11 protein-coding genes are annotated in these 12,294 nt (G+C 42.4%); 5 read left to right on the top strand and 6 right to left on the bottom strand.

Annotated elements, in window-relative coordinates; genetic code table 11:
- Positions 1 to 156: 156 nt before the first annotated feature.
- From fabD to ACO6S0_RS01235, 4 genes are all read right to left on the bottom strand, one after another.
- The gene (gene fabD, locus ACO6S0_RS01250; protein WP_422350236.1) at positions 157 to 1,038 is read right to left on the bottom strand and encodes an ACP S-malonyltransferase; all 882 of its coding nucleotides are present in this window, start codon (positions 1,036 to 1,038) and stop codon (positions 157 to 159) included.
- Positions 1,039 to 1,258: 220 nt separating this feature from the next.
- Positions 1,259 to 1,777 (bottom strand): gamma carbonic anhydrase family protein, encoded by a 519-nt coding sequence (locus tag ACO6S0_RS01245; protein WP_422350235.1) that lies wholly within the window; start codon positions 1,775 to 1,777, stop codon positions 1,259 to 1,261.
- 13 nt (positions 1,778 to 1,790) lie between these two features.
- On the bottom strand, positions 1,791 to 2,522 hold the full coding sequence (locus tag ACO6S0_RS01240) for a LytR/AlgR family response regulator transcription factor (protein WP_422350234.1): 732 nt from the start codon (positions 2,520 to 2,522) through the stop codon (positions 1,791 to 1,793).
- Positions 2,522 to 4,699, bottom strand: a complete 2,178-nt coding sequence (locus ACO6S0_RS01235; RefSeq protein WP_422350233.1) for a tetratricopeptide repeat-containing sensor histidine kinase — start codon at positions 4,697 to 4,699, stop codon at positions 2,522 to 2,524. The genes ACO6S0_RS01240 and ACO6S0_RS01235 overlap by 1 nt, the downstream gene beginning before the upstream one ends.
- A 237-nt stretch (positions 4,700 to 4,936) precedes the next feature.
- Here ACO6S0_RS01235 and ACO6S0_RS01230 point away from each other — a divergent pair, with 237 nt between their 5' ends.
- The gene (locus tag ACO6S0_RS01230) at positions 4,937 to 6,106 is read left to right on the top strand and encodes a VWA domain-containing protein (RefSeq protein WP_422350232.1); all 1,170 of its coding nucleotides are present in this window, start codon (positions 4,937 to 4,939) and stop codon (positions 6,104 to 6,106) included.
- 50 nt (positions 6,107 to 6,156) lie between these two features.
- On the opposite strand, the gene ACO6S0_RS01225 is transcribed toward ACO6S0_RS01230, so the two are convergent.
- Complete coding sequence (locus tag ACO6S0_RS01225; protein WP_422350231.1) at positions 6,157 to 7,152, bottom strand: type IX secretion system membrane protein PorP/SprF; 996 nt, start codon at positions 7,150 to 7,152, stop codon at positions 6,157 to 6,159.
- A 124-nt stretch (positions 7,153 to 7,276) separates the two neighbouring features.
- Here ACO6S0_RS01225 and ACO6S0_RS01220 point away from each other — a divergent pair, with 124 nt between their 5' ends.
- The 4 genes from ACO6S0_RS01220 to ACO6S0_RS01205 all read left to right on the top strand — a co-directional run bounded on the left by ACO6S0_RS01220 (position 7,277) and on the right by ACO6S0_RS01205 (position 11,462).
- Complete coding sequence (locus ACO6S0_RS01220; RefSeq protein WP_422350230.1) at positions 7,277 to 8,173, top strand: NifU family protein; 897 nt, start codon at positions 7,277 to 7,279, stop codon at positions 8,171 to 8,173.
- A gap of 70 nt (positions 8,174 to 8,243) precedes the next feature.
- Positions 8,244 to 8,444, top strand: a complete 201-nt coding sequence (locus tag ACO6S0_RS01215; protein ID WP_136466086.1) for a dodecin family protein — start codon at positions 8,244 to 8,246, stop codon at positions 8,442 to 8,444.
- A 63-nt stretch (positions 8,445 to 8,507) separates the two neighbouring features.
- Positions 8,508 to 10,616, top strand: a complete 2,109-nt coding sequence (locus ACO6S0_RS01210) for a thioredoxin domain-containing protein (protein WP_422350229.1) — start codon at positions 8,508 to 8,510, stop codon at positions 10,614 to 10,616.
- Positions 10,617 to 10,640: 24 nt separating this feature from the next.
- A complete protein-coding gene (locus ACO6S0_RS01205; RefSeq protein ID WP_422350228.1) occupies positions 10,641 to 11,462 on the top strand; it encodes a mechanosensitive ion channel family protein in 822 nt (273 codons plus the stop codon).
- On the opposite strand, the gene tsaB is transcribed toward ACO6S0_RS01205, so the two are convergent.
- Positions 11,459 to 12,136 (bottom strand): tRNA (adenosine(37)-N6)-threonylcarbamoyltransferase complex dimerization subunit type 1 TsaB, encoded by a 678-nt coding sequence (gene tsaB, locus ACO6S0_RS01200; RefSeq protein WP_422350227.1) that lies wholly within the window; start codon positions 12,134 to 12,136, stop codon positions 11,459 to 11,461. The genes ACO6S0_RS01205 and tsaB overlap by 4 nt on opposite strands.
- Between the last annotated feature and the right edge of the window lie 158 nt (positions 12,137 to 12,294).

Here is a 12,294-nt window from a genome sequence, read left to right as displayed (position 1 = left end):
CATTACCTATCCAAGTAAATTTGTGACGTTTTTAATCCATTAATTTAGTGATTTGGGAAGCACCAATATTACTAAAAAATAAAGGAAGCCCAGAAAATTGTGGATTAAATCTAGGTTTATTGGCTGAACTGTAGTAATTCGTGGATAAATAGTATGCTAGAGGACTGCGGATGAAGTCTCAACCCCAGAGTCAATTTTCTTTACCAAGCCCTGTAATACTTTGCCTGGACCAACTTCTATGAAAGTATTTCCTCCATCCTTGATCATTTGTTGCACGCTCTGCGTCCATTTGACCGGGGCAGTAAGCTGCAACATTAGATTTTTTTTGATCTCAGAGGCACTGGTTACAGCTGTGGTAGGAACATTTTGATAGATGGGGCAATTTGGTTCGTTAAAATTAGTAGCGTCTATGGCTGCTGCCAATTCTTCTCTTGCCGGCTCCATCAATGGGGAATGGAAAGCGCCCCCAACGGGAAGTAACAATGCCCTTCTGGCTCCTGCTTCTTTCATCTTTTCACAGGCTTTATTTACGGCTTCTATGTCTCCTGAAATAACAAGCTGTCCAGGACAATTATAATTTGCAGGCACAACAACACCATTAATGCTATCACATATTTCTTCCACCACTTCATCGGCCAAGCTTAATACAGCTGCCATGGTGCTAGGTTTTAGCTCACAGGCTTTTTGCATGGCCAAAGCACGCTGGCTAACCAAACTAAGTCCATCCTCAAAATTAAGGGTTCCATTGGCAACCAAGGCGGAAAACTCCCCCAAAGAGTGGCCTGCCACCATTTCGGGCGTAAACCCATCTCCCAACACTTTGCTCAATATTACTGAATGTAAAAATATTGCTGGTTGGGTAACTTTGGTTTGCTTCAGGTCATCTGCTGTACCTTCAAACATAATATCGGTGATGGAGAACCCTAAAATATCGTTGGCTTGTTCAAATAATTCTTGCGCCAAGGAGTGGTTTTCATAAAGATCCAGTCCCATTCCAACAAACTGGGCGCCTTGTCCGGGAAATATATGTGCTTTCATTATAGTCTGGTTTTGATTCTGCTAAAATAGGGATATTTTGGAATGTTACTGCGCATTTTTGACGAGGAGTTGTGCGTAGCGGGCAAAGGGCCAAGGGTGCTAGATGATGGGGCTTAGATGATGGGTGTTAGGTGTTAGGTGTTAGGTGTTAGGTGTTAGGTGTTAGGTGATAGGTGACAGGTAATGGGTAATGGGTAATGGGCAATGGGTGAAGGATAGATTAATCACTTTCTTTGAACCAACCTGAATATGTCACATAAGCGTTGGCAATGCGATCAATTTCCCCAGAGCTGAGTTCGGGACTTATATCCTTAATTTTCTTTGCCGGCATACCTGCATATATGCTTCCGGCCTCCACGCGGGTTCCCTGAGTAACCACTGCACCTGCCGCTATTATGGAATTGCTTTCCACAACACAATTATCCATGATTATGCTTCCCATACCAACCAGCACATTGTCCTTAATGGTACAGCCGTGCACCACTGCATTATGGCCAATGGAAACATTGTTTCCAATGGTTGTTGCCGCTTTTTGATAGGTTCCATGAATCACCGCTCCATCCTGCACATTGACCTTGTTTCCCATTTTTATATAGTTAACATCGCCCCTAACCACTGCATTAAACCAAATACTGCATTGGTCTCCCATGGTTACTTCCCCAACAATAGTGGCATTTTCTGCAATAAAGCAATCGTTACCAAATTCCGGGGTTTTACCCCTTACTGATTTTACAATCATAATTCTTCCATTCTTATTTAAAATAAGAGAGCAATGTAGCCTTTTTTGATGCCGAAACTGACAATTCCTTTCCATTTGACAACACCACGCTCCCCCCTTTTCCTTTTTTGTACTTAACCACTTCTGCTACGTTGACCAAATAGGATTTATGTATTCGAGCAAAGGCATAGGAGCTGAGGGCATCCTCAAAATATTTAAGGGTTTTGCTCACCAATATCTTCTTATGCTCCAGATAGATTTCGGTATAGTTGTCATCAGCTTTACAAAAATAGATATCCCCTACTTCCAACACTTGAAACCCATCTTGTTGGGGCAAAGTGATTTTTCCCTCCGCCTTAATAGGTCCTGCGCTGAGCACCCGTCCTTCCAAAGCATTTTCCTTTTCTTTGATCTCTTTTACGTAATCCACGGCCTTAATCAATTCATCAATATTGATGGGTTTCATTAAATAATAAGCCGCATGGCTGTTCAGGGCATCCATCGCGTAATGGTTGTAAGCCGTAACAAAAACGGTTTCAAAAGTTCTGTCAGGTAGCTTGTCCAATAAATCAAAAGCATTTCCAAATGGCATTTCCACATCTAAAAAGACCAGGTCAGGCTCATTTTTCTTAATGAGCTCAAGCCCTTCGTCAATATTGGAAGCTTCTCCCAAAAGTTTCACCCCTTGGCAATACTTCGCCAGATAATTTCGTAGAATCTCCCTGCTATTAGCCTCATCCTCAACTAAAATTGCTGTCAAATCCATCAGTCCTTTCTTAGATTTAAGGTAACCCTTGTCCCCGTTTGATCTTCCTTCAAATCCGTTATGGACACTTCCACCTTATTCTTATGCATATCGTTTAGGATTTGAATCCGTTTTTTGATATTTCCCATTCCCTTGGACTTCTGTTTCTTTTGATTTTCGGTCTTCAATGCAGCCGACTTCTTTCTCCCAATCCCATCGTCCTCAATCACGATTTTCAACTTATCCTTGGACACTTCACCTACCTTAATTTTCAAAAACCCCTTCTCCTCCTTATATCGAAGTCCGTGCCAAATAGCATTTTCAATATAGGGCTGTAAGAGCATTGGCGGAATCTCAAAAGCCTCTACATCAATTTTATCATCAATTTCTATGGAAAAATCAAACTTGTCCGAAAAACGGGAGTGCTCCAATTTTACATAGAGTTCCAAAAGTTCCAGTTCCTTGGGCAAGGGGATAAAATCCTCTTCGGAATTTTCCAAAACACTTCGCATTAAAACGGAAAAATCACTTAAGAAACGATTGGCGCTCCGTTCATCACTCTTAGCAATAAAGTTGTTCACTGAATTGAGCGCATTGAAGATAAAATGGGGGTTCATTTGGGTTCGAAGCGACTTCAGTGCCAAAAGATTGTTGGCCAGTTTTTGCTGCTGATTGTTTCTATAGAACAGAAATGCGGTCAAGGCCATCAATACCATTCCAAAAATCAGGGAGTAAATGATCCATTTTTGCCTTTTACTGGCTTCCTCAAACAATTGCTGCTCTGTTAAGGCCAGGCTATACTTGCTTTGCGATAATTCCCTTTCTTGCTCCAGGCTTGAAATACGGTTTTGTTTGGTAGCTATTTCACGATTCAATCGGGCCGCCCTTGAAATTTCCTGCTCTTTTCTTGCATACAAACTATCCACCACCGCCACGTAATCTTGATAGGTTTCCAAGGCTTTGGCAAAATCACCTTTATACCGGTATGCTTCGGACAATCTTCTTGTGGCATCCTTTTGCACTACCAAATCGTCCTCGTTGTCTGCCTCTACGATACTCTTTTGTAGATAGGGTATGGCCTCATCCAGCTTATCTTGGGCTATATACGCCCTACCGATCTTATAATTTATCTGTTGGGAAGTGATGGAATCCGGCAGTCCTGCAGCGGCATTTTCTTTATTAACGGAAACACTGGGGAGTTGCTGTAGCTCATTCAAACTCTGTTTGCGCAATTGAATCTCATCTTCATAACGGTTTTTCTCGTTATAGAAATCCGCCACTTTCTCATTTTCCTGGATTTGGCGTTCTGGAGCCACTTTTTTGGAGAGGTTCAAGGAATTGGCAAAAAAACCTTCCGCCTCTACAAGCCTGTTATCCCTAGCATAGGTATCAGCAATTTTGGAATTCAAATCGATTACTTTAGGGGAAATCTGATTTTTTTCGGCAATTTGAAGCCCTTCTTGATAGAATTCCAACGCTTTCTGGACATCTCCCAAGCCTTTGTAGGCATCTCCCAGGCCTTCATAAATTTCAATTCGCTGATAAGGCACAAGACCTTTGACATCTACCAGTGGGGCCAGCGTGGACTCGCCATTCCCAAACTCCTTGTTCAAAATATGGGCCTGACCTAAAAGCAACTCTGTTTTTACCGTTCTTCTTGCGGCAAGAGCATCCTTGAAACTGCTTATGGCCAAATCGTATTGTTGATGATATAAATAAATTTCGCCCAGTGCCGTAAGGGAATTGGAGAGTTCTATTTTGTTTCCCTGTTTACCCAAAAGGGAGATGGACTGCGCAATGAAGTCGATACTTTTTTCCAAATCGGTTCTTTTATACTGGTTGGCAGAATCCAAAAAACGCTGATGATCCTCCACTTTTCTGGAAATTGAACTTAGCTTTTTCTCTTTTCTACTGCTTCTAGAGGGAGCATAACCTTCCACCAATACATCCACATCCTCATCGGAAGTAATCTTGTGCCTTGCAGTTTCAAACTCCCCGCTTTCAAAAATGAGCAGATCTCCAATAGCCGCTCTAATTCTGAACTCTCCCAGGCTGTTGGTCGTGGTATAATACCCCGAATCCGTGGACACATCCACACCAGAAATGGGCTCATAGTTCTCCTTGCCCTTTACAGAGCCTTTGATTTCCACCAATTTGCGTCCGTTCTGCTGCCCTAAACCAATGCTGGTAAAAGCCAAAACAAGAATTAATATAATATGACGGTGTCCCATTTCTTTATTACTCCTGTAAACTTAGTTCATCCCAAGCTTTTTAAAAAATGGTGTTCCCCTGAAAACACAGCAATTTTTAGCCTTTTTCCCCACGTCACAAAATGGTTTGCCCTGCTCCCTCACCAAAATGACCTGTTCACTCATTCTGGATTTTAATTCAAAAAAGTTGGAAATAGTTTTAGGGCAGATTTAAAACATTGAACTATGAAACATTTGAAACACCTATTTGGAATAGCCCTTATGACTATGGCGACTGGAACACTATATGGTTGCAATCTTAAGGCACATCAACCGGAAACGGCTTCTTTGGTAACCACAGCAGTAGTTGAAAAGCCGGCAAAGCAATATGTGAAAATAGCTCTGCTATTGGATACCAGTAACAGTATGGACGGACTTATTAACCAGGCAAAAGCGCAACTTTGGGACATTGTCAACGAATTTACCCATGCCCGATGCGGAAACGAGACACGCCCATTACTTCAAATCGCACTTTACGAGTACGGCAATGATAATTTGGCTTCGAGCGAAGGCTATATCCGTCAAGTGCTGGGATTCAGCGAAGACTTGGATGAGATTTCCGAAAAACTGTTTTCCTTGACCACCAATGGTGGGGAAGAATTCTGTGGAGAAGTTATTCAAACTTCATTAAAGCAATTGGAATGGGGCAAAAATGCCGACGACCTTAAAATGATATTCATTGCGGGGAACGAGCCCTTTACCCAAGGAAAATTGAATTACAGGGATGCCGCCCATACTGCTAAGGAGAACGATGTTATTGTAAATACCATCTTTTGCGGAAATTACGAGCAAGGTATCTCAACGGAATGGAAAAACGGCGCCACCTTGACTGGTGGTGAGTATATGGCCATTGACCATAACAGACAGGTGGTCCATATTGAAACTCCCTATGATGATATCATTATTCAGCTCAATTCCAAGCTCAACAAGACCTATGTTTCCTACGGATACCTTGGCGCCGAAAAGGAAGCTGCACAAGCGGCGCAAGATATGAGGGCAAATGAAATGAACAAAGGCGTTGCCGTAAAACGATCGGTAAGCAAAAGCTCCAGGCTTTATAAAAACTCCAAATGGGATTTGGTGGACGCCATTGAAGAGGATGAGATGGAAGTTTCCGAAATAGCTGTGGAAGACCTGCCCAAGGAACTTCAAGGTAAATCAGAGAAGGAAATCAAGGAATATGTGGAAGACAAAAAAGAGGAGCGTGAAAAGATCCAGAAACAAATCCAGGATTTGAACATAAAACGCGAGGCCTATATTGCCAAAAACCAAAAAGAAGAGACTGGAGAATTGGAAAATGCGCTCTTATCGGCCATTAAAAACCAGGCAGCCAAGAAAAACTACAAGTGGGATTAGTTTTGTGTTGATTGTAGTTAAGATGGTCCATCCTAACCGATGGGCCATTTTTAGTTATTGGCGGCGGGACAATAACAATCGTAGCGTTTGCTTTGATCATTCTGTCCAAATTCGTAGCCCAAGGTAATTTGATGAAAACCACCATTGTCAAAACGAATATCCCCGGATTGATAAGAATAGTTATAGGAGAACAAAAATTGGTTCCAGTTTACCCCTACAATGGGAGTGAACAACTGTAAACGTTGCTCTCCAAATCCGCCATTGGTCTGAAATTGCGCCCCATCAAAGCTTCGTCTATAGGAAAGTCCTGCCCAAACGGTACCAAAACTTACATCTTTATATACCTTGGCGTTGATATCCACCGTCTTTTCACGGGTAAAATCTGTTAGCTGGAACAAAATGGAAGGTTCAATCCTGGTCTTTCTTCCAAAAATGTAGCCTGCAGACAGTAAATATCTTCTGAGGTTATCAAATTCTTCCAAACTGTACAAATCCCTACCACTGCCCAGTACGTTCAAAACAGCAAAGTGCGCGTAGAACTCCATATAGTTATAGGAAGCTCCCAAATCCACATTAAAATAACTAACGGTGTTCTTGGTACCGGTAACCACCGGATCAGGAATTATGGAACGAAACTCGGTTTCGTCCAAACTACTTAAAATTACCCCAGCACTAAGTCCCAACGAAATCTGGTTCAAAGTCCTAAAATCTCCACCCAACTGAAGATGTTGGGCAAATGTGCCCTTAAATCCTGTTTGGGAGTGATAACCGTTGCTATCATTGAACAAAATAGCACCAATTCCGCTACGGTCCCCTACCCTTGAATTAAAGTTCAAGGTCTGCAAACTGGGTGCTTCATCCACGTTAAACCATTGTTTTCTGGCAGTAAGCCTAATCTTGGTTCCTTCCGCAATACCAGCCATTGAGGGATACACCAAATAGTAGTTGTCCGCCAAATAATCAAAATAAACAGGAATGCCCTCTTGGGCCTTAGCGGAAAGCCCTATGGTAAGGGCTACGATCAGTGAGGTTACATAGCGTCTCATGCAGTGTTTGGGGCTATAGTTGGGGTTTAAAGGTAATCAAACATTTAAATAACGCCCTCCGGCATACATTATTATATATTTTGCCCCTCATCTTTACTTTGGTATTTTTGTACAAATTTTGGCTATGAACGACTATAACATCACGGTTGTACCCACCAACAACCCAAAAATCATAAAATTTGAGGCAAATCAGTTCCTTGCAAAAGGCAATTATGAGCTCAAAAACATAGACGAGGCAAAGAATTCGCCTTTAGCCCAACAACTTTTCTACCTTCCTTTTATTAAGACGGTATATATCTCCGGAAATTTTATTGCCCTAGAGCGATTTGATATTGTGGAGTGGGAAGATGTCAAGGATGAAGTGGCCCAACAATTGGTGGAATATCTAAACGACGGCCAGCCGGTGATTCTTGAAGAGGAAGTGCAAAAGAAACAACCCATTACCGTGTATGCCGAAGTAACGCCCAACCCGGGAGTAATGAAGTTTGTTTCCAATAAGAAAATAGTGCCTGCAACTTACGAGTTCAAGAATATAGATGAGGCCAAGGACAGTCCGCTTGCACAGGAACTTTTTCACTTTCCGTTTGTCAAAGAGGTGTTTTTGGATGAAAACTATGTTTCCGTTACCAAATTTGACATCGCTGAATGGGATACCGTGACCATGGAAGTACGTGAGTTTATCCGGGATTTTTTGGCCAATGGTAAAGAAGTGATTTCCGCGGAAAGTATTCAAAAGTCCAAAGAAGACGCGAGTCAAAACCAAGCACAAACCGCTTATGATGATACTTCCAAACAAATTATTGACATCTTGGACGAGTACGTAAAGCCAGCGGTTGCAAGTGATGGGGGCAATATTCTGTTCCAGTCCTATGAAGCTGACAGTAAAACGGTCAACGTTATCCTCCAAGGGGCCTGTAGTGGTTGCCCGTCATCAACATTCACCCTTAAGAACGGTATTGAAACCATGCTGAAAAATATGTTGGGCGACAAGGTAAACGAAGTGGTCGCCATCAACGGCTGATTTCAAGCTATCCTGCCATAGTTGTGATCAATTTTTGTTAAATTGAATAAATTTAAAATCATTAACTATTATGGCAGTATTAAAAGTAATCGAAGTATTGGCCAACTCGGATGAAAGTTGGGAACAAGCGGCAAAAAATGCGCTGGATCAGGCATCAAAGTCGGTAAAAAACATACGTTCTGTTTACATTAACGAGCAAAGTGCTTCTGTTAAAGATGGCAAAATTGATGAATACAGAGTCAATGTAAAGATTACCTTTGAGGTAAAATAATCAAAGGGCAAGAAAAAGAATGCGCCCTTTGTGGGCGCTTTTTTTATGTCCAAAAGAATTGTTATGATCAAAAGAATTATCCTATTATCAGTGATAATGTCACTGAACCAGGGCTGCACCCAAAAAACCAGTAAAGTGACCCATAAACACACCAATGCCTTAATCAATGAAACCAGTCCCTATCTGCTTCAACATGCGCATAATCCGGTGAACTGGGAAGCTTGGCGACCCGAAGTGCTGGAAAGGGCCAAAAAAGAGGATAAACCCTTGCTTATCAGTATTGGCTATTCATCGTGCCACTGGTGCCATGTTATGGAGAAGGAGTGTTTTGAGGATGAGGAAGTGGCCCAAATGATGAATGAAAATTTCATCAACATAAAAATTGATCGGGAGGAAAGACCCGATGTGGACCAAATTTACATGGACGCTATAACCATGATGTCCGGAAACGGAGGCTGGCCCCTCAACATTGTTGCCCTACCAGACGGTAGACCTTTTTGGGGCGCCACCTATGTACCCAAGGACAATTGGATAAAATCCCTTCAACAACTCATCGAGCTATACCAAAATGATAAATCCAGGATAGTCAAGTATGCAACGGACCTATCCAATGGGATCAACGCCATTAATTTGGTGGAGCATAAACCCGATTCCGGTTTATTTACCATGGAGCAACTGGATGCTTCGGTGGAGAATTGGGCCAAGCACTTTGACAACTTTTTGGGAGGTTATAAACGGGCTCCAAAGTTCATGATGCCCAACAATTGGGATTTTTTAATGCACTATGCCAATACCAACAACAAACCTGAACTCATGGAGCAGGTGGATGTTACCCTAAGACGTATTGCCTTTGGTGGGGTTTTTGATCATGTTGGCGGTGGTTTTTCCAGATATGCCGTGGATACCAAATGGCATGTTCCCCATTTTGAAAAAATGCTTTATGACAATGGCCCCTTAACCAGCTTGTACGCCAGGGCCTATGCGGTCACCAAAAATGAGCTGTATCGGGATGTTGTTGAACGGACCATTGCCTTTGTGAAAGAGGAACTATTGGATGAAAATGGCGGATTCTACTCTTCTTTGGATGCAGACAGCTTGGATGTAAACGGCGAATTGGAGGAAGGTGCCTACTATGTGTGGACCAAGGAACAACTTAGTCAACTTCTTGGAGCAGATTTTGACGTTTTCAAGGATTATTACAATATCAACTCCTATGGCCTTTGGGAACACGGTAATTATGTCCTGATTCGGGATAAAGAAGATGCTGAAATAGCCAATAAACACAACATTGCTGTGGAAGAATTGAAGCAGAAAATGCAAAATGCCCAGCAAGTCCTGAAAAAAGAACGTGCCAAACGCTCCAAACCCCGATTGGACGATAAAATCCTCACTTCCTGGAACGGCCTTATGTTAAGCGGATTGATAGACGCACATCGGTACTTGGGGAACCAGGAATACTTGGATATGGCCCTGAAAAATGCAGAATTTCTTGAAAAGGAAATGATCAAAGACGATTATTCGCTGTTTAGAAACCATAAGGATGGTAAAAGTGACATTGATGCATTTTTGGAAGACTATGCCATTATCAGCGAGGCTTTTTTATCGCTCTACGAGGTAACTTTTGACGAAAAATGGCTGAATCACTCCAAAAAGTTGGTGGAGTATGCCAAAGTTCACTTTTTGGACCCTAAATCCGGAATGTTCTTCTATACTTCGGATGCGGACACCTCTCTTATCAGACGATCCATCGAGACTGTTGACAAGGAAATATCCTCATCCAATTCCATCATGGCAAAAAATCTCCTAAAATTCCATAAGCTGTATCCAAATGAAGGCTATGGGGACATGGCCAAACAGATGCTTAAAAATGTACAGGACGATTTTGTGGAAAGTGCACAGGGATACGCCAATTGGATGAACCTGGTCCTTTTTGAGAATCAGAATTTCTACGAGATTGCCGTGGTTGGGGAAAACTATAAAGCCCTTGGGAAGGAAATTAGCAAAACCTATATTCCCAATAGCATTTTGGTGGGATCGGCCAAGGATGGCCCTGTAGAATTATTAACCAATAGATATGCAGAAGGAGAAACCTTTGTATATGTCTGTATTGAAGGCACTTGCAAACTTCCGGTGCAAACGGCAGATAAGGCCGTAGCACTGATAAACAACTAATAAACTTATTTTCTGCTTCAAGTTATGAAAGAACTCAGGGATTTTGAGCAACATTTAGAGCATGCCATAGAATGGTTTTGGGGCTTTATGCCCAATCTGATATTGGCAGTTGTCATATTTTTTGTTGGATTTTGGATAGTGCGGTTGATCAACAGGATGGTTCACCGATTTTTTGAACGGAAAGACTATGACCCTACCCTCGAAAGCTTTCTTCAGAGTTTTATTAGCATAGCCCTCAAAGTACTGCTTTTTGTGGTTGTCGTAACCCAATTAGGGGTAAAGTCATCCTCCTTGGTGGCCATTGTTGGTGCCGCTGGATTGGCCATTGGTCTGGCGCTTCAGGGATCTTTATCCAATTTTGCGGGGGGAGTCCTCATCCTTATTTTCAAACCTTTCAAGGTTGGCGATTGGATTTCTGCCCAAGGCCTGGAGGGAACGGTGAAACAGATCAGTATTTTTAACACCAAACTCAACACTTTTGGCAATCAGGTGGCCATTATACCCAACGGACAGTTGTCCAACGGTAGCATTGTAAACTACAATATGGAAAACACCCGACGTGGTAAATTTGACGTGGGCATTGGGTACAGCTCCGATATAAAAAAAGCAAAGGAAGTTTTATTGCAAATCTGTGCGGACAACCCAAATATTTTGACCGACCCCGTTCCCGAAGTGTATGTGGGAAACCTTGGAGATAGTTCCGTTGACCTTACATTGCGTTTTTGGGCAAACAACGACGTTTTCTGGCCAGCCCATTTTTATGTCATTGAGGAAACCAAACTTCGTTTTGACCAAGCGGGGATAGAAATTCCATTCCCACAAAGAGTGGTTCACGAAGTGGATTAAGCTTTTTTCTTGGTTTGCAATACAAAATCTTTGAGGTAGTATGGCTCAAAGTAGGCCACATCCTCAAATTCCCTTGCTTTGAATTTGGTATAAGCCAATTCCGCCATTTCCTTTGCTGAAGGAACTACTTTGGTATGAAATTGAAAATTGGAACGTTGAAGTACTTCTTTGCATTTCTCCGCTCCGCTCCCAACCAGATGTACTTCTTTGAAGTTGGCAAACTCGTTGAAAGTTTGGTCATCCACTACTTCTGCCCTTGTTTCACGGATTTCTTCTCCTTGATCATCAAAAACAGCGGAATACACTTCCATTCGCCTGGCATCCAAAACAGGAATGGCAACCTCCCCTGTATTGAGCTTCACTTGTAGTGCCATACCCTGAAGTGTTGGAATGGAAATCAGGGGAATATCCAGCGAAAAACAGAGCCCTTTGGCCGCGGATACCCCAATCCGAAGTCCGGTGTACGAACCAGGGCCCTTGCTCACGGCAATGGCATCCAGGTCTGAAAAAGACAAAGAAGCCGCTTCCAAGGCTTCCTTTATAAAGACGTGCAACTGCTCTGAATGGGAATAGTTTATTGCATTATTCTCCTTTATACACAGAATTTCCTTTCCATTGGAAATACTTACAGAACAATTGGTTGTTGCGGTTTCTAAATTGAGTATTATGGCCATAGCGGCCACAAAGATACTAGTTTAGAGGAAGTCTCATAGCCAAAATCCAACGGTCACTTCGAGCGCTGTGTCTGCCGACAGGCAGGCAGTCGAGAAGTCTATCCATTCCATAGGTCTTGACTCCGCTCGACCTGACAAAATTCACTGGAAAATAAAAG

This window comes from Flagellimonas sp. (genome assembly GCF_965233845.1).
Lineage (GTDB): Bacteria > Bacteroidota > Bacteroidia > Flavobacteriales > Flavobacteriaceae > Flagellimonas.
The sequence above is the reverse complement of the archived record's forward strand: the minus strand, read 5'-3'. Positions and strand labels throughout refer to the sequence as shown.